Origin of the sequence: Rossellomorea oryzaecorticis, assembly GCF_045897515.1 — a bacterium.
GTDB lineage: Bacteria > Bacillota > Bacilli > Bacillales > Bacillaceae_B > Rossellomorea > Rossellomorea enclensis.
Genome location: NZ_JBJOSA010000006.1, coordinates 1 through 20,717, shown reverse-complemented (window position 1 = coordinate 20,717; position 20,717 = coordinate 1). Strand labels below are relative to the sequence as shown.

The following is a 20,717-nucleotide window of genomic DNA, read 5'->3' as shown; positions in this document are numbered from 1 at the left end:
GAGTATTAACTCTTTTACTATTTTACAAAAAAAGCTCCGTCAGCTTTTCTTTGAAGCAGAGGGTTTAAGTCGAATCGAAATGATCTGTTGATTTCTTCATTTTTAATGGATTTTGATTGAAATCCGCACGTCAGGCATGATCAAAGCATACTGGGTGCTGGATTTATCGTTGTTTGAGGTTTCGAGCGCTGATTTAGGGAGGCCTTTTTAAGGCGGATTGAAGGAATCTTTCGATTTGGCAGGTTAATCTTCGAATTCAGGGCGATAATCTTTTAATTTTACCCATCAATCTTTCAATTTTCCGCGTTAATCTTTTAATTCTGCGAATAATTCCGTCACTTGTAAAAATAAGGGAATTACCCAAACCTGAATCTGTCTCTATCCCGCCATCAGCCTTAATCCCCCTGAACAACAAAAAAAGCCCCTGTAAAAGGAATGATCCTTTCACAAAGGCTTATAATTTTAATGATTAATCTGTGATCTCCGTGTGAATTAATGTCGGAGCTTCCACTTTTTCAGAAGAGACCTTGATGCTTTCATACAGTTTATTTTTTACATCTTCAATATCTTCCTGGTTGCTGTAAATGGTAACGAGGGATTCACCGGCTTTTACTTCATCGCCGATTTTCTTGCGCAGCTCAAGTCCCACTGCCAGATCGATCACTGAATCCTTGGTCGCCCTTCCGGCTCCGAGCCACATCGCTGCCGTACCCACTGAATCTGCAATGATTTCTGATACAAAGCCATCTTCCTTCGCTTGAAGTTCAACCTTGAATTGAGCTTGAGGCAGCCTGGATGGATCATCGACTACAGAAGCATCCCCTCCCTGTGATTCAAGGAAAACCTTAAAGCTTTCAAGGGCTGAGCCGTCCTCGATTGCTTTTTTCAATAATTCCCTTGCTTCTTTTAATGATGAAGCTTTTTCGGCTAGGAAAACCATGTGACTTCCGAGCGTCAAACATAATTCGGTCAAGTCATCCGGACCTTCACCTTTGAGGGTGTCGATCGCTTCTTTAACTTCCAATGCGTTCCCGATTGCAAATCCAAGCGGCTGGCTCATATCAGAGATGACAGCCATTGTTTTTCTTCCTACGTTATTCCCGATGTTCACCATCGCTTTTGCAAGGTTTTCGGAGTCCTGAAGTGTTTTCATGAACGCTCCTGCACCTGTTTTGACATCAAGCACAATCGCATCTGCACCCGCTGCGATTTTCTTGCTCATGATGGAGCTTGCGATCAGCGGGATGGAGTTGACCGTTGCAGTCACATCTCGCAATGAATAAAGTTTTTTATCCGCAGGCGTTAGATTTCCGCTTTGTCCGATGACGGCTAATTTATTTTTATTCACCAAACGGATGAATTCGTCGTTTTCAATCTCTACGTGAAAGCCTTCTACTGCTTCAAGTTTGTCAATCGTCCCGCCGGTATGACCAAGTCCGCGGCCGCTCATTTTCGCGACAGGCACTCCGACAGATGCTACCAGTGGTCCAAGTACAAGAGTCGTCGTGTCACCGACGCCGCCTGTTGAATGCTTGTCTACTTTTATTCCTTCAATTGCCGACAGATCAATCTGATCTCCAGACTCGACCATCGCCATCGTTAAATCAGCACGTTCCCTTTCACTCATATCCTTGAAAAAGATTGCCATCGTCAGGGCACTCACCTGATAATCAGGGATGGTCCCGTCTGTATACCCATTTATAATGAATTGGATTTCTTCCGTTGTCAGTTCTTTGCCTTCGCGCTTCTTTTCAATAAGATCTACCATTCTCATTTTTCGTTCCCCCACTTCTATTGATTTTAGTTTTCCCTATTACAGGGAGAATCGATACGTTAGATGGACTTAACTATTTCCTTCACATATGACAGGAAGTTAGCGCGCACCATTTCGGTAGTTTCGATTACTTCATCATGTGAAAGCGGCTGATCCAGTATTCCTGCAGCCATATTTGAAATGCAGGAGATTCCAAGGACCCTGATCCCGGCATGGCGGGCAACGATCACTTCAGGTACTGTTGACATTCCCACAGCGTCTCCACCCAACGTACGCACAAGCTTGACTTCGGCAGGCGTCTCATACACAGGACCGGTATTCCCTACATATACACCTTCTTGAATCTTCAAGGAAAGTCCGTCCGCGATTTCACGGGCCTTTTGACGAAGTTCTTTGTCATACGCCCTGGACATATCCGGGAACCTGTCGCCAAGGCGTGAATCGTTCGGTCCGATCAGAGGGTTTCCTCCCATATTATTGATATGATCTGAAATCAACATTAAATCTCCGGCTTCGAAATTTTCGTTGACCCCGCCTGCGGCGTTGGTCACGATGAGTATTTCCACACCAAGTTCTTTCATGACGCGTACAGGGAATGTCACTTTGTCAAATCCGTATCCTTCGTAGTAATGAAAACGCCCCTGCATCGCAACGACTTCCTGTCCGGACAGCTGTCCGAACACCAATTGTCCTGCATGACCGGCCACTGTTGAAACCGGAAAATCCGGTATCTCTTTATAAGGGATTTTAACGGAATTCTGAATTTCATCCGCCAGGACCCCTAGTCCTGACCCCAGGATAAGTCCAATCCTGGGTGATCCCGTATATTGATTTTTCAAATGGTTGGCAGCATTTTGTATCGTTTCAAAATTCATCTTTACCGACTCCTTTTTCTGGGCTGAACAGAAAAGGAGATGAGATGGAGGAATCCCGTCCTCCATTCATCTCTATCCCTGTTCTGCCTTGTTTGATTCTTTTATTTTAATTGAGTTAAAAAGCTTTTACCGAATTTCGGCATGTTCACATTGAAGTTATCCGCTACAGTTGCCCCGATGTCAGCGAAGGTTTCCCTCAGAGGGAGTTCATCACCTTTTGAGAAGCGTTTCGAGTAAGCAAGAAGCGGAACATATTCCCTTGTATGATCGGTTCCAGGTGCCGTCGGATCATTTCCATGATCTGCAGTGATGAGGAGAAGATCATCTTCCGTCATTTTCTCGAATACTTCCGGAAGGCGGGCGTCGAATTCTTCCAGTGCCTTTCCATACCCTTCAGGATCCCTGCGGTGGCCATATAATGCATCGAAATCAACCAGATTCAGGAAGCTGAGACCGGTAAATGATTCATCGAAGGTTTTGATGAAAACATCCATCCCGTCCATATTGTGTTTCGTACGGACTGCCTTCGTTACCCCCTCACCATTATAAATGTCTGAGATCTTACCGAGCGCAATGACATCGAACCCTGAATCCTTCAGCTCATTCATGACAGTACGGTTAAATGGCTTTAACGCATAGTCATGGCGATTGGATGTCCGCTTGAAGCTTCCCGGCTCTCCGACAAATGGACGGGCAATGACACGACCGACCAGGAATTCTTCGTCCATAGTAATTTCACGCGCAATTTCACATATTTTATACTGTTCCTCGATAGGGATAATGTCTTCATGCGCGGCGATTTGTAGAACAGGATCTGCAGATGTGTAAACGATCAGCGCCCCTGTTTCCATATGTTCTTTCCCAAGCTCTTCGATGATCGCAGTACCGCTGGCAGGTTTGTTGCCGATTACGGTCCTGCCTGTCTCCGCCTCAAGTTTTTGGATCAGCTTTTCAGGAAAGCCGTCCGGATATGTCTTGAATGGCGTATCGATATGAAGCCCCATGATCTCCCAGTGGCCTGTCATGGTGTCCTTCCCAACGGACGCCTCCTGCATCTTCGTATAATAAGCAAGCGGAGAATCTGCTTTCTCCACCCCTTTGACCTCTTTTATATTCGAAAGACCAAGTTTTGCCATATTGGGCATATTCAGCCCATTCATATGTTCAGCGATATGACCCAGCGTGTCCGTTCCCTGATCATTGAACAGTTCGGCATCAGGTGCTTCCCCGATTCCCACTGAATCCATCACGATCAAGTGAACCCTTTTATATGTATAGCTGCTCATTTTTAATCCTCCTATTTATAGCTGCTTATCTGCGCATCTTTTTATAACACAACAAAAAAGCGGTTACATTTTGCATCCTTGTGCGTATCATTCCCTTTACGCTGACGCATCAATCATACGAAAATCACGTCAGAAGTCTGACATCTATATTCTACTTTTACGTTATAAAAAAAACAAGAGAGAACCCCTTAAAGTTTGATAAATCTTTAAGAAGTCTCTCTTTCCTAGGCCCTTGGATGAAATTTTGAATAAACATCCTTTAAGCGGGTTTTGGTAACATGTGTATAAATCTGCGTTGTTGAAATGTCAGCATGCCCGAGCATTTCCTGGACGGCCCTTAAATCAGCGCCGTTTTCCAATAAATGAGTGGCAAAAGAGTGCCTCAGCGTGTGAGGTGTCAAATCTTTTTCAATGTTCGCTTTTTTGGCAAGCGCCTTCAGGTTTTTCCAGAATCCCTGCCTTGTCAATCCTTTTCCATGATGATTGAGAAAAAGATGTTCATCTTTATGCTTTTTCGACCTTAATTTCAGCCGCGCATTTTCAAGGTATTTCTCAAGGACAGTCATGGCCGTCTTTCCGATCGGGATGATCCTTTCCTTATTTCCCTTTCCGATGCATCTGACAAATCCCATTGTGAGATGGACATCTTCCATTTTAAGAGAAATGAGTTCACTCACGCGGATGCCGGTTGCGTAGAGAAGTTCAAGCATCGCTTTGTCGCGCATTCCAAGCGGAGTCGATTCCTCCGGGGCTTCAAGCAGCGCTTCCACTTCTTCTATACTCAGTATCCTTGGGAGATTCCTCTCGGTCTTCGGGGTTTCAATGTGCACAGTGGGATCTTGATCGGTGCTTTTTTCCCTCAGGAGGAACTGGTGGAAGGATCGAATCGAAGCCACATGCCTCGCTACGGTTTTGGAGGATTTCCCCTGATCCTTCAGATGCCCCAGGAACTGGACAATATTGACCCTCGTTACCTCATTGAAAGTTGAAATCTCTTCTACATTGGCCAAGTACAATGAATAGTTCTTCAAGTCGCGCTGATACGATTCAATTGTATTCTTAGCGAGCCCTTTCTCAACGATCAAAAAGTGCATATAGTCTTTAATTTGATCTTCCAAATTGCATTACTCCCCGTTCATATAAAAAAATAATAATCGATCATACCAGTGGCTTTCTTCATCCGCGACGGAAGAGAACACTTTCACCGCGGCTCCCTCCGGCTCATCGTATTTGTGGTATCCTTCGTACTCTTCACTTATCCACATGATCCCATAATAAAACAGGATTGTGGACCCGGTAAATAAAATAAATACTTTAATGGTCTGCCAGACCACTCCAAGACCCTTTTTCATAAGTCTGTCCTCCATTTGATATGATTTCTACAGTCCATCCGTCTCTATAATACAAGCTATGACGATTTTGGGCTGTTTTATACCAAGGGGGACATAATTTATCTACTTTTATATCGTTCCTGCATTGACCGGTTCCCGCCTTCAGGCATTATGACCGAATCAATTTCATGAAGATTAAAAAAAGCCCTTAAGATATGTATAGAATCGTTTCAGATGAAACAATAACCGGCTTCTTCAGGGCTTTTCCATTTACTATTCAGACTCTTCCTCTTTATCCTGGCATCTTGAGCAGATTCCGTGAAAGGTCAATCGATGGTCTTTAATTTTGAATTTCCAATCTCTCTCAACAATCTTTTCGACATCTTCAAGCAGATCTTCCTGTATTTCATCCACGGCACCGCATTCGATGCAAACTAAATGATGGTGGAAATGGGCGGCTCCTTCTTGACGAAGGTCGTACCGTGAAACGCCATCACCAAAATTGATCTTATCCACGATTTTCAGTTCAGACAGCAGCTCGAGTGTGCGATACACCGTTGCAAGTCCAATTTCCGGAGATTTTTCCTTAACGAGGAGGTATACATCTTCGGCACTCAGGTGATCTTCTTCATGCTCCAACAGCACGCGTACAGTTGCTTCACGCTGCGGTGTCAATTTATAGCTGGCGGAATGAAGCAGCTTTTTGATTCGTTCAATGCGACTTTCCATAGTCCTTCCCTCCCTCGTCAACGTCTATATTATTATATCAAAAAGGGAGGAATAAGCAAAATAAAATTATTATAATCAAGAAACCAAAATGATTCTCATTTAAGAATGATTATTTCAATTTTGAAATGACAGCTTCCATTAAATTAGGAGAAAGATATGCTTCTATACTTGCGGCAGCGGTCACAATACCTACGGCAATCACAAAGAAAATGACATACCTTGATAAAAAGGGAACGATTTGAAATTGCAGCGACGAACTGTGTCTTACAAAGATCTTCCGGATCAGCGTGAGTGAAAAGCTCGCACTGACAACTCCTATAAAGATGAACGCAGGGATGATGATGATGTTTTGGGGCAGTATGCTCACAAAAGAAAGCAGAAATCCGCTCCAGCTCATTTGATTCACCAGGAAGCCGACTGAAAAACCGACCACGACCCCCTTCATGAAAATCAACACAAAGATCAAGGGCAGACCGATGATCGAGATTCCCAATATCCAGATCAGACCGAGATATTTCACATTATGAAGGAAGCTCTGCCTGAACAGTTCTTCAGCCGAGGTGAATCTCCCGCCCTCAATTTCACTGAAGAACTTACTTAAATAAAAATATAAATCTTCTTTTTGAGCAAAAGACAGTGAGTTCACCACGATTGCCCCGAAGATGATTCCCATTAAAAACAATGTAATGACAAATAAGTAGATTGAGGAATGTGCTTGTACATGTTGGACGAGTGGATTTGAATTTGATATTTTTTTGCGCATCACGACGCTCCTCCCAGATACCGATTAGTAGAATATATGCAGGAAGGGACTGGTTTATGCCGCAGCTTTTTTCCAAATCCAATAGACAGACGCCCCTCTTTGGTCAGTTAAAAGGGGCGTCTTTTCTATGTTTATTTAAGGGCTGTTTTCTAAAAGGTTCTTGCTATCGTCAACCTGTTGAATTTAAACGTCATGAGTACACGTATTCTATATAAAGCTTGATTTAAATCTCTGAAAATACCCAAGTACCGGTATTTTCACATGGGCGAAAAGAGCCTATTTATAAAACTGCTGAAGTTGGAGATACTGTACGGCATAAGCTGTTTTGGCATCATAGATTTTTTTTTCTTTTATAAGATTCAGCGCCTCCTCAACCGTCACCTCTATCAGGTCCACAAACTCGTCTTCATCAGGTCCCCTTGCATCCTCTATCCGTGTAATGTTTTCAGCGATATAAAGATGCACAAGTTCATCCGCGAATCCCGGGGAAGTATAGAAAGAAATTAGGTGACGGAGGTTTTCACATCCGTATCCTGTTTCTTCTTCCAGCTCCCTTGCAGCAGTTTTGACAGGTTCTTCGCCGGGTTCCAGCTTACCTGCCGGAATCTCGACGATCGACTTTTCCAGGGCCTTCCGGTATTGCTCCACCATCACAATCCTGCCCTCGGGCGTCAAAGCGATGACTGCCACTGCCCCTGGATGTTTGATCAGTTCCCTTTTTGAGGTCTTTCCGTTTGGAAGCTCGACTTCATCGATTTGAAGATCAATGATCTTACCTTGATAAATGGTTTCACTCGTAAGCGTCTTTTCTTCGAATTTTTTCATAAAGCAACTCTCCTTGTTCTCACTATCACGTTATCTTCATACATTTTACCATATTTCAAAGAAAGGATGAGGTGACCGCTCATGCAGGTAATCGTAGAGAAAGACCGGATCATTCTTGCCGGTAAAGCTTGGGAAGTCAGGGCAAAGCTGAAGGAATACAGCAGGAAATATGAAACAGTTAAAGAGTGGACGGCTGCACTTGTCAAAGAATAAGAGCTTCCTGCCGAGTAAAAAAGTCATATCCTTTGTTTAACCATCCCTTCTTTCGTTAAAATAATAGATAGCGAAAGTATGGATGGAAAGGACTGATATGATGGAAAAAAGACAAATTGGCACATCTGATTTATCTGTTTCAAAAATAGGACTCGGCTGCATGTCGCTCGGCACCGACGAGACGCATGCCAAAGAAATCGTTCAGACGGCACTTGAGAACGGCATCAACTATTTTGATACCGCTGATTTATATGACTTCGGCAGGAATGAGGAAATCGTCGGCAGCGCCCTCAAAGATGTGAGGGATGATGTGATCATCGCCTCCAAAGTCGGAAACCGATGGAATGATGTCGAGGACGGGTGGAGATGGGATCCGTCCAAAGAGTATATCAAGTCGGCAGTAAAAGACAGCCTTTCAAGATTGAAGGTGGATTATATCGATTTATACCAGCTTCACGGCGGGACGATCGAGGACAATTTTGAGGAGAGTATAGAGGCATTTGAAGAACTGAAAGAAGAAGGCTATATTCGTGAATACGGTATTTCTTCGATTCGTCCGAATGTCATCAAACGTTTCTTAAGCCATTCTTCTGCTCAGAGCGTGATGATGCAGTACAGCCTGCTCGACCGCCGTCCTGAGGAATGGATGGACCTGCTTGAGGAACATCAAGTAAGCATCATTGCACGGGGTCCCCTTGCAAAAGGGCTTCTTTCCGACAAGATGCTGTCAAAAGCTTCAGATAAAATAAGAAAGGACGGATACCTGGATTATTCCTATGCCGAGCTTGAAGAAGCCTTGGGCGCCATCCGTTCAAAAGCATCGGACACAAGAAGCATGAATGAACTTGCCCTGCAGTATGACCTTGCCCGCAGCGGAGTCGCATCGGTCATCCCGGGAGCCAGTTCGACCCGCCAGCTGAAAGAAAACATTGATGCCGTCAACCGGCCGCCGCTTTCTCCGGATGAATTGAAGCTGTTGGAGCAATTGACAAAAATTTCACGATATGAACAGCACCGGGATTAGAATGGTGCAAAATAACCCCGCCGGATCTGCCGGCGGGGTTTCGTTTTGGAATGAAATAGTGTGATAAGACAGTGAATGTCGGAAGTCATTGGTTGGCGGTTTTGTCGGAAAACCGACAGGTCGCCCTTATTTCAAGGATTCCGCCCTTATATTGGTGATTTCGCCCTTTAATCAAGAATTTCGCCCTTAAATTGAATTTCCCGCCCATAAACTGTAAATGATAGCTGTTTGTTAATTAAGGTATTTCATAGAAAAATACTTTTACTTCTTATAATTCTTCCAGTTCATATCGCTTTCGTTCAATAGTTCCTCGAAGGATTTGTTTTTCTCTCGTTGTTTTCTTTCTTCCGCTTTACGCTTCTGTTCTTCTTCTTTTTTTACTTCTTCCACTTTCTCCAGCTCTTTCTTTTTATTTTTGAGCTGTTCGAACAGGTCGGCATTGATTGAGTTTTTTAATGTCATTTCGGCTTCCTGTTTCTTTTTTTTGGACATTTGGAGATCCCCCTGACTGTAAATAGTTATGTAATTCTAATCACCGCTTTTGATTTCCGTGCAGGACTTCGCTTTCCGCGGGTGGCCCGTGAGCCTCCCTCGGCAGAGAAGGGAACTGTCCAGCTGCAGGGATTAGAGGCACATGTCATAAGCCAAACCGCCTCTGAGCAAAGCCCTTCCGCATTTCGGTTAGGAGTCTTCGTCCTGCACTCCAATCAACAGCTGGAGTGGTTTAACATCCACGATAATAATTCCAATAAATATCTAAAAACATTTCTACTATTAGAAATATAGCATGTTGAAATAAAAAAAACATCCGGGAAGTATTCCTTTCCCGGATGGTTTGTTCGGTGATCAGTATGCTTCGAGTTTGACGTCTTCCGCTACTTTCAGTTCGGCCGCTGTAGTCGATTGGATGTCTTCGACTGTGAATCCGTTCGCAACTTCACGTAATAGCAGGCCGTCTTCTGTTACATCCATGACGGCACGGTCGGTGATGATGCGGTCGACTACCCCCTGTCCTGTAAGAGGGAGGGTGCACTCTTTAAGGATCTTGCTTTCATTGTTTTTATTCACATGTTCCATGATGACGATGATCCGCTGGGCGCCATGGACGAGGTCCATCGCTCCGCCCATCCCCTTGATCATCTTTCCTGGTATCATCCAGTTGGCAAGGTCGCCGTTTTCCGCAACCTCCATTCCTCCAAGGATGGCGATATTGATATGTCCCCCCCTGATCATTCCAAAGGATTCCGCACTGTTAAAGTAAGCGGAACCGGGGATGGCAGTGACCGTTTCTTTCCCGGCATTGATCAGATCGGCATCAAGCTCTTCTTCCGTCGGGTATGGTCCTATTCCGAGCAGCCCATTCTCCGACTGAAGCACAACCTGCTTGTTTTCTGTTATATAGTTGGCGACCAGGGTCGGCATTCCGATTCCTAAATTCACATAAAAACCATCTTGAATTTCTTTTTCCGCTCTCCTGGCGATCTTTTCACGCATTTTCGCACGATCCATCCTATTCCACTCTCCCTTCTAGGCTTTGACTGTTCTTCTTTCAATACGCTTTTCCTGCTCTGCCTGAACCAATCGTTGAACATAGATGCTTGGAGTGTGTACTTCATTCGGATTGATGTCTCCAATTTCTACAATTTCTTCCGCTTCAGCAATGGTTACTTTTCCTGCAGCAGCAATCATCGGATTGAAGTTCTGCGCTGTCTTGTTGTAAACAAGATTGCCCATTTTATCTGCTTTCCAGGCCCTGACGAGTGAGAAATCAGCCGTATATGCTTCTTCCAGCAGATATTCTTTACCATTGAAGGTGCGTGTTTCTTTTCCTTCGGCAACTGGTGTCCCCACTCCTGCAGGCGTGTAAAATGCAGGGATGCCCGCGCCGCCTGCACGGATCTTTTCGGCCAGTGTTCCCTGAGGGACCAACTCCACTTCGAGTTCACCTGACAATACCTGTCTTTCAAACTCTTTATTCTCACCTACATAAGAACCGATCATTTTATCGATCTGCTTATTTTTCAGCAGCAAACCGAGACCCCAGTCATCCACTCCGCAGTTGTTGGAGATGACAGTCAGGTTTTTGACTCCTTTTTCCACCAGGGCAAGGATCAGTTTCTCCGGGATTCCACAAAGTCCGAATCCTCCTACCATCAGTGTGGCTCCGTCCTGGATATCCGCCACCGCTTCATTGTATGAAGTATAAACCTGTTTCATTGTTTTCCCTCCTTAGTTGTCATTCAGCCTGCTTTTTATTGATGCAGTTCAACGACTGTCGCTACACCCTGGCCGCCGCCGATGCATAAAGTAGCCAAGCCGTGCTGTACCTGTCTTTTCTTCATTTCATGAATCAGCGTTACAAGGATCCTTGTCCCGCTCGCTCCGATAGGGTGTCCCAAAGCAATCGCTCCTCCGTTTACATTGAGGGCATCGCGCTTGAATCCAAGTTCTTTATCCACCGCCAATGATTGTGCGGCAAACGCCTCATTGGCCTCGATCAGCTGCATGTCTTCCATGCTCATCTTTGTTTTTTCCAGCACCTTCTTCACTGCCGCAACCGGTCCGATGCCCATCACGCTTGGATCCACACCTGCATTTGCATTCCCCTTAATCGTGACAAGGGGCGTGATGCCGAGTTCTTCTGCTTTTTTCTTCGACATGACCACGACAGCTGCCGCCCCGTCGTTGATTCCTGATGCATTGCCCGCCGTGACACTTCCATCTTTTTTGAATGCCGCACGGAGCCCTGACAATTTCTCTGCAGTGGAGCCCTTGCGCGGAAATTCATCCTGGCTGAACTCAACCGGATCCCCTTTGCGCTGCGGAATATGTACCGGGACAATTTCATCCTTGAACCTGCCTGACTCGATGGCAGCACTTGCTTTCTCCTGGCTCCATGCTGCAAATTCATCCTGTTCTTCACGGGATAAGGAATAGCGGTCACACAGATTTTCAGCGGTGACTCCCATATGATAATCATTGAACGCACACCACAAGCCGTCGGAAATCATGCTGTCCACGACTTTTTGATCTCCCATTTTGTATCCATTCCTTGCCCCTTTTAATAAATACGGGGCCTGACTCATGTTCTCCATCCCGCCGGCCACAATGATATCCGCATCCCCGGCAAGGATTGCCTGAGTGGCCAGATGGACGGTTTTCAAACCGGATCCGCATACTTTATTTATCGTCATGGCAGGTACACTCTCGGGTAAACCTGCTTTAATGGAAGCCTGCCTTGCAGGATTTTGACCTAATCCGGCCTGCAGGACATTCCCCATGATCACTTCATCGACATCTTCTTTTTTCACGCCTGCCTTTTCAAGGGCATCTTTGATTACGATCGCTCCAAGCTCAGGAGCCGAAATATCCTTCAATGAGCCGTTAAAGCTCCCGATCGCTGTACGGACAGCGCTTACAATCACTACTTCGTTCGACATTTCTCTTCCTCCCATTCTGACTGATTCTCATGAATTCCATCCACTAGAGAATAGGCAAACATATCTCCACTTAAACCTTTTCTATGTAAACGCTTCAATTTCCTTTTTCTTTCTTAAAAAATTTAGTTGATTTTGTTGTCGAAATTTTCCTACAATAAAAACAAGGGGGATGGATATGTTGAAATTACCTGAAAATATTACAATTATCGAAGTGGGCCCGCGGGACGGCCTGCAGAATGAAAAGAACTTTGTTCCGACTGAAACGAAGAAAGAATTTATATTACGGTTGAAGGATTCCGGCATCAGGGAAATGGAGCTGACGTCTTTCGTTTCTCCCAAGTGGGTTCCCCAGATGCAGGATGCAGGCGATATAGTGGAATCGTGCCTTACCAGTGGCTCGCGCGATTTCGTCCTTGCACCGAATGAAAGGGGCCTCCAGCGTGTCTATGAAACAGACTGCAGGGCAGTGGCTGTTTTCGTCGGGGTAAGCAATACGTTCAACCAAAAGAATATCAATAAAACGACCGAAGACGCGCTTACCGGACTTGAACCCCTCGTAACCCAGCTAAAGGACAGGGGATATTTTGTAAGGGCCTGCATTTCGACCGCCTTCTACTGTCCATATGAAGGAAAGATCGCACCTGAGGATACGCTTGCCTTATGTAACAGATTCGCGGATATGGGCGTGGATGAATTGAGTGTAGCGGATACCGTGGGCCGGGCGAATCCGCTTGAAGCCCATGCACTGTTCACTTTACTGAAAAGTGAACTGCCCGGTCTTCTCCTGACCGCTCATTTCCATGATACGAGGAAAATGGCCCTTGCCAACATCCTTGCTTCCATGCAGGCCGGGGTGGATCGCTTTGACAGTTCCGCCGGCGGGCTCGGGGGATGCCCATTTGCTCCGGGAGCCACTGGGAATGTGGCAACCGAAGATGTCGTATTCATGGCGGAAGAGATGGGTGTGAAAACCGGCATCGACCTCGAAAAGCTCTCGCAGGCGATCGATGTCGTGAAGCCGTTTATCTCCCGCCCTGTTGAAAGCGGATATTACCGCCTTTACGAGCTGAATAAATAAGAGTTTGAATACACCTCCTGCTCCACGAGCATTCTAAGATTGACTGAATGCGAAGGAGATGAAAACATGAGTCAAAAGCGCGAAAAGGGAAACAGCCAGAAAGGAAAGCCGAACAGCGATACAGTGGCGAACACCCTGTCCGCAGAAGAACTCGATAAAGCGATTCACCCGACCAAAGGGCAAAATGCAAAATCTTGATTCTTCTTTAGAAGCGCTCCCAACTTTTGGGTGCGCTTCTTTTTTATTCTCTCCCCTGTGAATTCCACTTCTTTCCTCCTGATGTTAAAATGAAAGAAGAGCTGAAAGTCTATGAGGTGAAATCATGAAGAAAAAATCTTATTTGATAGGCGGCCTCCTATCCGCCCTCGGGATCGGCGGGCTGGGCTATTTCATTACGAATACCTTCCTGTACCTTCCCAAAAAAGATGAAAAATCGGTTCGTTCAAGGGAAATCGATGCACTCCGGCTCATCCAGGAAGAGTATGATGCGCTTCCTAAAGAAGAAGTGTACATCCCCTCTCCTTACGGATATGATCTCAATGCTGTTTTCGTCACTCCCCACCCGCATAAGAGGTACATGATCTTTGCGCATGGTGTTACTGAAAACAAGCTTAATTCCATTAAATATATGAATCTGTTCATTAAAAAAGGATTCAATGCCATCATCTATGACCACCGGCGGCACGGGAAATCCGGCGGGAAGTCGACCAGCTATGGATATTACGAAAAATTCGACTTAAAAGCAGTCGTCGACGAATTGATCCTCCGGGAAGGTGAGAATGTCTATTTCGGCATACACGGCGAGTCCATGGGGGCCGCCACCATCCTTCTCTACGGGGGGAGTGTCGAGGACCGGGCAGACTTTTATATTGCAGATTGCCCGTATTCCGATTTCGGGGAACAGCTTGCCTACAGGATGAGCGTGGAACTGAAAATTCCTGCGGGATTCCTGCTGCCCCTCGTAAACCGGACATTAAAATTCCGCGAGGGCTATTCGTTAAAGGATCTCTCCCCTGTCTCCGTCATCGGGAACATCCGTAAGCCTGTCCTGTTCATCCACAGCATGGAAGATGATTATATCCTGCCGAAAATGACGGAAGATTTATTCCACATGAAGCAGGGGCCGAAAATGATGCATCTTGATTTCCGCGGCACCCATGCACAATCCTACAATGAAGACCCCGAAAAGTATGAGGGCGTGGTGCAGCAATTCCTTGATGAAGTCGTAGACCATGGAAAGGAGGCAGAGTAAATGATCCCCGAATACTTTCAAGCAAAAATGGAAGCGATGTATGGAGACAAGGGTTCGGCCTGGGTCGAACAGGCAGAGCAAACCATTCTTTCCCTTCAGGAAAAACGCAGTCTGTCATTCGGCGAACCTTTTTCCCTGAGCTATAACTTTGTGGTTCCCGCCGTTCTCCCGGACGGTACTTCTGCGGTGCTGAAAATGGGTTATCCCAATAAAGAGTTTTCCAACGAGTTCCATGCACTCCGCGAGTTCGCCGGTGATGCCATGGTGAAAGTCATTGATTCCGATCAGGAAGCAGGCTGGATCATCCTGACCCATCTACAGCCCGGCCGCGCCCTTCATTCCCTGAGGGATGAAATGAAGCAGTTAAAGATTTTCGCTGCTATTGCGGAAAAATTGTGGCACAAGCCTTCTACTACCCATCCGTTTCCCGATGTCGAAGCCTGGTCGGAAGGGATCAGACGTTATAAATCCCGCTTTAAGGACGGGAACGGTCCCCTGCCGGAGAAGATGATTTCAAAGGCAGAGTCCCTTTTCAGCAGGCTCCTCGGTTCTTCAGAGGAACGATACCTGCTTCACGGCGACCTGCACCATGAGAACATCCTCTATTCTGAATCGGCGGGCTGGACGGCCATCGATCCAAAGGGGCTGATCGGTGAGCGGGAATACGACTGCATCCAGTACACCCTGAATCACTGGAAGGACCATGAAGACCCTTATGAACTTTTGAAATTCAGGACGGCAGCCTTCTCTTCCCTGCTTTCCCTTTCTTATGAAAGACTGATCTCCTACGGATTCTGCCACTCGGTGCTGTCTGCCTGCTGGTGTACCGAAGATGGGAGCGACTGCTGGAAAAACGGGGCAGCCATTGCGGAAATGTATGAAAGGCTCTTGAACGAAAATAAAGCCGGTTCCCTTTGAGGACCGGCTTTTTCTCTATTCTCCAGGGTACAGGATGAAGTTCATCCTACCGTTGAGGATCTGTCCCGGACTTTTCAGTTGAAACGTATTACTGGCTGTGGAAAAATCGATTTTCAGCTCTTCATCAAGGAAAACCGTTTTCGACTTTTCCACCAAAATCGGAAAATGATTGGTCTCGACTGCCACATCATCGATTTCATCCGGTTCTGATACATACCATAAGGTCGGGACGCCTGACACTACACATCCGCACCCGTCTATATCATATTTCAATTTCAAATGGCCTCTCCGGCCTGCTGTTTTCTCATTTATCTTTTCTGCTGCCGCTTCTGTAAGTTGAATTTTCATGTGACTTCCTCCTCCCCTCCATCCTATCATATTTTTTCTCGTCCCTTTATTATATTGCATTTTTTCATCTTTCACTTTACTATCAGTATGGGGAAACTTTTGTATTTTATAGAAAGGGTGGTTTTTCATGGCAAAAGCTCAAATCAAAGTAAATGATAACGGTTCTCTTCGTGTAAGCGGGGATGTGGAGCTGATCGATGCTGACGGAAATGTATTTCCTACGAAGCAGGTCTTCTCTCTGTGCCGCTGCGGCCTGTCTGCTAAAATGCCGTTCTGCGACGCGTCCCACAAGGGGAAATTCGAATCCTGTGTACGTGCTGAGAAAGTGCTGGACGAGGAATGATCCTTTAAACCGGAGAGGCTTTCAGCCTCTCTTTTTTCTTCAGCCTTCTTCAAAAAATCGGATGTCCGAGATGCCTGCCAAGGGGATATACCAGACTTTCCCGTCGCTGTCCACCACGTGCAGCTTCCCTTCCAATGAATCGGCGTGATGGATGAGGCCGACGAGCAGTTCATGACGATGATTCACATAGTGGGTGATCGCTACGGCTTTCCCAAACTCCATTGCTTCCGCCACCGTTTCGTTCAATACTTCCAATTCTTGTTCATCGAGCTCTTTTTTCTTTTCGTACGTATCTTCCTTCGCCCAATCCCGTAATAATTTCACATGCTCCGGGAGCATCATGGACGTCCATTTGATTCTTCCGCGGTCCCGTATCACTTGCTCACCTCCTGGATTTCATCACGATTTATGACCCCCGACCAGACGCGCACGATGTCTTGCCGTTCCCGCCTCCGTATAGGATACTGCCCTGAGCAGGGAAGCCGATCCATATTTGCGGCGGATCCTGTCCACCACATATCCCAATTCCCGCTTCTCCCACCGTTTCGGCTCGAATAAGGAAATCTGCATCGTTTCATCTTCCACAATATTCGAAAGGGCAATGGAAATTTTCCGGACAGTCTTCCCGTTATAATTCTCTTCGAAAAGCTCGAGGCAGACCCTGTACAGGTCCATCGTGATATTGGTCGGCTCATCGACTGTCCGCGACCGGTGAAACCCGCCCCCGAATTCCTCCCGGCTGTATCCGATCCCGAAACTGACGGTCCGTCCGGCCTTCCGGTGCGTCCTCGCCCTCCTGGCCACCTCCTCGCACATTTCAAGGATGACAGACTTGATTTCCTTCCTTTCCTTGTAGTCCCTCAAAAGGATCTGGCTCTTGCCGAAGCTGATCTGCCCTTCCATGATCGGCGCCCCAATCTCGGACAAGTCCACACCCCAGGCATGATAATACAGCTGGTTGCCCATCACCCCGAATTTCGCCTCCAGTTTCCCGAGGTCATACTGCGCGAGCTGCCCGACCGAGAAGATCCCCATCCGGTTGAGCGTCTTTTCGAGACGGCGGCCGATTCCCCACATCTCGCAGAGAGGGGACAGGGGCCAAAGCTTTTCCGGCACGTCTTCATATTTCCACTCTGCAATTCCCTCCTTCTTTGCTTCAAGGTCGAGGCAGAGTTTGGATAGAAGCAGATTCGGCCCGATGCCAATCGCACACGGCAGCTGAAACTCCCTTTCCATATCATCTTTGATTTTACGGGCGATGGTCATGGCGTCCCCCCACAGATGGGTGGCCCCGTCGATTTTGATGAAGCTTTCATCGACGCTGTACGTATGGATAGCGTCTTTCGGGACATAGCGATGGAACAAGCGGGTGATTTCAGTGGATATGCGCACGTAGGTGGCCATTTTCGGCTCCACGAGCCTGATGCGGGGATCCTTTGGGATTTCGAACATCCTGGATCCGGTCTTGATGCCAAAGTCCTTCTTTAACTTGGGAGATGCAGCCAGCACAATGCTTCCCTGCCTGTCCGGGTCCCCGACAACCGCCAAGTGGCATTCGAGCGGATCGAGGCCGAGCATGACAGCCGAACAGCTGGCGTAAAAGCTCTTCATATCGATGCATAAAATCTTGTGATGCGGCAGCCCGCTGTAGTCGACAGTCATCCTTCTCACTCCTTCCTTATTACTACGAACGTTCGTTCTCTTTTATTATATGTATGATTTTATACGAATATACGTTCGCTTTCAACTTAAATTATTGGGAATGGAGTAAAAATATCGGGAGACCGAAATGCGGAAGGGCTTTGATTAGAGGCGGGGGGCATAAGGCAGAACGGCCACGAAGGCGGATCTTTGCCTTCTTGGCCGATTTGACTTATGACATGTGCCTCTAAGCCCTGGAGCTGGACACTAGAAAAGCGGAGGCGGCTCGCTCAGAGGCGGCAAGCATAAGGCAGAGCGGCCACGAAGGCGCTCATTGCCTTCTTGGATGGCATGACTTATGTCTCGGGCCTCCAGCCGCCGGAACTGGACAAACCGAAATGCGGAAGGGCTTTGGTCAGAAGCGTGTGGCATAAGGCGAATCGGTCACGAAGGCGTTCTTTGCCTTCTTGGCCGGTTTGACTTATGACATGTGCTTCTAAGCCCTGGAGCTGGACATCACGAAAGGCGGAAGATCTTCGAATAGTGGTGATAGGAAAGAGGTTTTCACCCTTTTTTGAAGGGATTTCAACAGTATTGGATATTCAGTGATAACTCAGGCCCGCAGCGGGCGGCCCATATTCTCCCGGGCCCCTTGTAATGAGTCAAATTGCGCAGCTTATCTGAAGGATTGCGCCGGATTCTCATTTATTGCGCCACTTTAAGGATAATTGCGCACCTTTTCAATTAATTGCGCCTCTTTCCCGATAATTGCGCTGCTTAGAATGATTCTTATTGAGCGGCCTTCCGTGGCTAGATAAGAATCGGGATATCCTTGGCAGCGGGCCTGCCTGCAAATAAAAAAGAGTCTGCTCGATCAAGAGCAGACTCCATCCCATTACCCTTTCCCGGCCTGGAATCCCGGGTACTTCGTCATACCGCCGTCCGCGATCAATGTCGTCCCTGTCACGTAGCCTGCCTGTTCCGATGCAAGAAATGCGGCACAGGAGGCAATTTGTCCGGGTTCGCCGATGTAGCCGAGCGGTATCAATTTTTCAACACCTTTTTTCTTTTCCGGGTCGGAGAATTTTTCGGCGTTGATGGGGGTATCGATGGCGCCGGGGGCTATGTTGTTGACGCGGATGCCGTCAGGGGCAAATTCCAAAGCCAGGCTTTCCATCAAGAGCTTCACTCCCCCTTTGCTGGCAGCATAGTGAACGAAATGCGGCCACGGAATGATTTCATGCACGGAAGAGATATTGATGATTGATCCCTTGATGTCATTCTTCAGCATATACTCCGCCGCTTCCCGGCAGCCAAGGAATGTTCCGGTCAGATTGGTATTCAGCACCTTGTTCCAATCTTCAAGGGACAGTCTTTCCGTCGGCACTTCATTTTCAATGCCTGCATTATTTACATAGATATCGAGGCTGCCATATGTATCATGGGTGAATTTGACAAAGGCTTCGACATCCGCTTCTTTGGTGACGTCCCCCTGGATGATGGATGCAGTGCCCCCGCCCTGTTCGATTTCCTTCAGCAGTTCTTCCGGATTCTCTTCTTCACTGAAATAATTGATGACCACCTTGCACTTTTCCTCTGCAAACCGTTTGGCGATCGCCTTTCCAATCCCTGTGGCAGCTCCTGTAATAATGACCACTTTCCCTTGTAAATCAGCATACATATGAATTTCCTCCTTTATTTTTCAATGAATCAACGCTGCCCGGACTATTCCTTCGTAAAGCCAAGCAATACGCCGCCGATGATGATCAGGATACATCCTGCAATCACAAGCAGTATTTGTTTCTTCGATTTCTTTTCACCCAGGAAGAACAATCCTCCGATTGTCGAGATCACGATTCCCGTCTGAGAAAGTGAAAAGCTCGTCGCCACACCGATTCTCGGAAGTGCGAGCAGGAGCCCCAGATTTCCGGCTGCCCACATGAGCCCGGTCAAGATGTTCCTGGCAGTATATTTATTGAATGGCTTATGCCTGATGGTGATGGCGACCGCCCCGATGAACATTCCGATGGCCTGCGGTAAAACGGCTTCCCAGCCGTCGATTTCGAACCAGCGGACGATGACGACATATGCAATATATCCAAGGCTTGAAATAAACAGAGTCAGAAGCCCTTTTTTCAACTGCTGATTGTCTTTGTCTTCGGACTTTTGCGTGTAGGAAGTCAGGATGACACCGATGATAAGCGCAATGACAGCCCCGCTTCCAAGCATGATGGTTTCAGTGGTCGTCCATTCTTTGAAGACCAATACCCCAAAAAGAGTCGTTCCGATCAATTGCATCCCTGTAGAAATGGGGACGGTCTTTGCAACCCCGATAAATTTGACACTCGCCAGCTGATTCACCTGGCCAACCGCCCAAAACACACCTGATATAAAGCCGACACTCCAGACAAGCATCGATAATTCAGGAGACTTAAAAAGAAAAATACCGGCGGCGAACAGCAGGGAACCGATCGTGATCCCGACCGTCTGACTGTAGGCATTCCCCCCGAGCTTGACACTTACAAATACAAGACTCCCCCATGCGACCGCGGGGATGAGGGCTAACAATATTCCCGTCATACATTCACATCCTTCTTTCACTTAGATGACCCTAGTTTCCCACGGAAAAGAAAAAATAGGCATCAAATTTACTGGACAAGGAAAATTTCCCTGTCCAATGGTGCATACCCTCATTTTCTTTTTAATAATCCAGCGGGGGACGACAGGTGAAGATTCGTAGAGACTTGCGGGAAGATGGAAAGGCTTTGCTTGCCGCTGCAGCCAATTGAAGGATCATTGCAATCGAGTAGGAGGGGGTGACTAACCCCCGACCTCTCACACCACCGTACGTACGGTTCCGTATACGGCGGTTTCATT

At 46.9% G+C, this 20,717-nt stretch carries 24 protein-coding genes; 7 read left to right on the top strand and 17 right to left on the bottom strand.

Features of this window, described 5'->3' with window-relative positions; genetic code table 11:
* Positions 1-469: 469 nt before the first annotated feature.
* From ACKA06_RS08930 to ACKA06_RS08895, 8 genes are all read right to left on the bottom strand, one after another.
* A complete protein-coding gene (locus ACKA06_RS08930) occupies positions 470-1,774 on the bottom strand; it encodes a pyrimidine-nucleoside phosphorylase (protein ID WP_032087823.1) in 1,305 nt (434 codons plus the stop codon).
* A 59-nt stretch (positions 1,775-1,833) separates the two neighbouring features.
* A complete protein-coding gene (locus ACKA06_RS08925; RefSeq protein ID WP_411159457.1) occupies positions 1,834-2,649 on the bottom strand; it encodes a purine-nucleoside phosphorylase in 816 nt (271 codons plus the stop codon).
* A gap of 101 nt (positions 2,650-2,750) precedes the next feature.
* Positions 2,751-3,935 (bottom strand): phosphopentomutase, encoded by a 1,185-nt coding sequence (gene deoB, locus ACKA06_RS08920; protein WP_411159456.1) that lies wholly within the window; start codon positions 3,933-3,935, stop codon positions 2,751-2,753.
* Between the two features lie 224 nt (positions 3,936-4,159).
* On the bottom strand, positions 4,160-5,053 hold the full coding sequence (xerD, locus tag ACKA06_RS08915) for a site-specific tyrosine recombinase XerD (protein ID WP_198259251.1): 894 nt from the start codon (positions 5,051-5,053) through the stop codon (positions 4,160-4,162).
* Between the two features lie 6 nt (positions 5,054-5,059).
* A complete protein-coding gene (locus tag ACKA06_RS08910) occupies positions 5,060-5,287 on the bottom strand; it encodes a YqzK family protein (RefSeq protein WP_032087819.1) in 228 nt (75 codons plus the stop codon).
* 252 nt (positions 5,288-5,539) lie between these two features.
* Positions 5,540-5,995, bottom strand: coding sequence for a ferric iron uptake transcriptional regulator (gene fur, locus ACKA06_RS08905; RefSeq protein WP_032087818.1), 456 nt, complete (start codon positions 5,993-5,995; stop codon positions 5,540-5,542).
* Between the two features lie 109 nt (positions 5,996-6,104).
* Positions 6,105-6,758: a stage II sporulation protein M gene (gene spoIIM, locus ACKA06_RS08900; RefSeq protein WP_058297672.1), complete on the bottom strand. Its 654-nt coding sequence runs from the start codon at positions 6,756-6,758 to the stop codon at positions 6,105-6,107.
* Positions 6,759-7,034: 276 nt separating this feature from the next.
* Positions 7,035-7,583 (bottom strand): NUDIX hydrolase, encoded by a 549-nt coding sequence (locus ACKA06_RS08895; protein ID WP_032087816.1) that lies wholly within the window; start codon positions 7,581-7,583, stop codon positions 7,035-7,037.
* A gap of 81 nt (positions 7,584-7,664) precedes the next feature.
* On the opposite strand from ACKA06_RS08895, the gene mciZ reads away from it, so the two are divergent.
* Positions 7,665-7,796 (top strand): Z-ring formation inhibitor MciZ, encoded by a 132-nt coding sequence (gene mciZ / locus ACKA06_RS08890; protein ID WP_032087815.1) that lies wholly within the window; start codon positions 7,665-7,667, stop codon positions 7,794-7,796.
* A gap of 100 nt (positions 7,797-7,896) precedes the next feature.
* Positions 7,897-8,820: an aldo/keto reductase gene (locus ACKA06_RS08885; protein ID WP_032087814.1), complete on the top strand. Its 924-nt coding sequence runs from the start codon at positions 7,897-7,899 to the stop codon at positions 8,818-8,820.
* Between the two features lie 261 nt (positions 8,821-9,081).
* Here ACKA06_RS08885 and ACKA06_RS08880 read toward each other — a convergent pair whose 3' ends face one another.
* The 4 genes from ACKA06_RS08880 to ACKA06_RS08865 form a co-directional block, all read right to left on the bottom strand.
* Positions 9,082-9,312, bottom strand: a complete 231-nt coding sequence (locus ACKA06_RS08880; protein WP_032087813.1) for a YqkE family protein — start codon at positions 9,310-9,312, stop codon at positions 9,082-9,084.
* Positions 9,313-9,666: 354 nt separating this feature from the next.
* The gene (locus tag ACKA06_RS08875) at positions 9,667-10,329 is read right to left on the bottom strand and encodes a CoA transferase subunit B (RefSeq protein ID WP_064564090.1); all 663 of its coding nucleotides are present in this window, start codon (positions 10,327-10,329) and stop codon (positions 9,667-9,669) included.
* Between the two features lie 18 nt (positions 10,330-10,347).
* A complete protein-coding gene (locus ACKA06_RS08870; RefSeq protein WP_058297676.1) occupies positions 10,348-11,037 on the bottom strand; it encodes a CoA transferase subunit A in 690 nt (229 codons plus the stop codon).
* A gap of 35 nt (positions 11,038-11,072) precedes the next feature.
* Positions 11,073-12,260: an acetyl-CoA C-acetyltransferase gene (locus tag ACKA06_RS08865; protein ID WP_156522447.1), complete on the bottom strand. Its 1,188-nt coding sequence runs from the start codon at positions 12,258-12,260 to the stop codon at positions 11,073-11,075.
* A gap of 175 nt (positions 12,261-12,435) precedes the next feature.
* On the opposite strand from ACKA06_RS08865, the gene ACKA06_RS08860 reads away from it, so the two are divergent.
* From ACKA06_RS08860 to ACKA06_RS08845, 4 genes are all read left to right on the top strand, one after another.
* Complete coding sequence (locus tag ACKA06_RS08860) at positions 12,436-13,338, top strand: hydroxymethylglutaryl-CoA lyase (RefSeq protein WP_198259252.1); 903 nt, start codon at positions 12,436-12,438, stop codon at positions 13,336-13,338.
* A gap of 66 nt (positions 13,339-13,404) precedes the next feature.
* A complete protein-coding gene (locus tag ACKA06_RS08855; protein ID WP_411159455.1) occupies positions 13,405-13,536 on the top strand; it encodes a hypothetical protein in 132 nt (43 codons plus the stop codon).
* Positions 13,537-13,660: 124 nt separating this feature from the next.
* Complete coding sequence (locus ACKA06_RS08850; RefSeq protein WP_197671273.1) at positions 13,661-14,590, top strand: alpha/beta hydrolase; 930 nt, start codon at positions 13,661-13,663, stop codon at positions 14,588-14,590.
* The gene (locus ACKA06_RS08845; protein WP_198259253.1) at positions 14,591-15,508 is read left to right on the top strand and encodes an aminoglycoside phosphotransferase family protein; all 918 of its coding nucleotides are present in this window, start codon (positions 14,591-14,593) and stop codon (positions 15,506-15,508) included. It begins immediately after the preceding gene.
* Positions 15,509-15,523: 15 nt separating this feature from the next.
* Here ACKA06_RS08845 and ACKA06_RS08840 read toward each other — a convergent pair whose 3' ends face one another.
* Positions 15,524-15,856, bottom strand: coding sequence for an iron-sulfur cluster biosynthesis family protein (locus tag ACKA06_RS08840; RefSeq protein WP_032087941.1), 333 nt, complete (start codon positions 15,854-15,856; stop codon positions 15,524-15,526).
* A 127-nt stretch (positions 15,857-15,983) separates the two neighbouring features.
* On the opposite strand from ACKA06_RS08840, the gene ACKA06_RS08835 reads away from it, so the two are divergent.
* Entirely contained in the window at positions 15,984-16,199 is a 216-nt protein-coding gene (locus ACKA06_RS08835; protein ID WP_032087805.1) for a CDGSH iron-sulfur domain-containing protein, read from the top strand.
* A gap of 39 nt (positions 16,200-16,238) precedes the next feature.
* Here the strand turns inward: ACKA06_RS08835 and ACKA06_RS08830 are convergent, their stop codons facing one another.
* The 4 genes from ACKA06_RS08830 to ACKA06_RS08815 all read right to left on the bottom strand — a co-directional run bounded on the left by ACKA06_RS08830 (position 16,239) and on the right by ACKA06_RS08815 (position 20,420).
* The gene (locus ACKA06_RS08830; RefSeq protein WP_411159454.1) at positions 16,239-16,577 is read right to left on the bottom strand and encodes a YolD-like family protein; all 339 of its coding nucleotides are present in this window, start codon (positions 16,575-16,577) and stop codon (positions 16,239-16,241) included.
* A 21-nt stretch (positions 16,578-16,598) separates the two neighbouring features.
* Positions 16,599-17,861 carry a Y-family DNA polymerase gene (locus ACKA06_RS08825; RefSeq protein ID WP_198259256.1) on the bottom strand — a complete coding sequence of 421 codons (1,263 nt, stop codon included), beginning with the start codon at positions 17,859-17,861 and terminating at the stop codon, positions 16,599-16,601.
* Positions 17,862-18,735: 874 nt separating this feature from the next.
* Positions 18,736-19,521 carry a glucose-1-dehydrogenase gene (locus ACKA06_RS08820; protein WP_411159453.1) on the bottom strand — a complete coding sequence of 262 codons (786 nt, stop codon included), beginning with the start codon at positions 19,519-19,521 and terminating at the stop codon, positions 18,736-18,738.
* A 44-nt stretch (positions 19,522-19,565) separates the two neighbouring features.
* Entirely contained in the window at positions 19,566-20,420 is an 855-nt protein-coding gene (locus ACKA06_RS08815) for a GRP family sugar transporter (RefSeq protein WP_058297684.1), read from the bottom strand.
* Between the last annotated feature and the right edge of the window lie 297 nt (positions 20,421-20,717).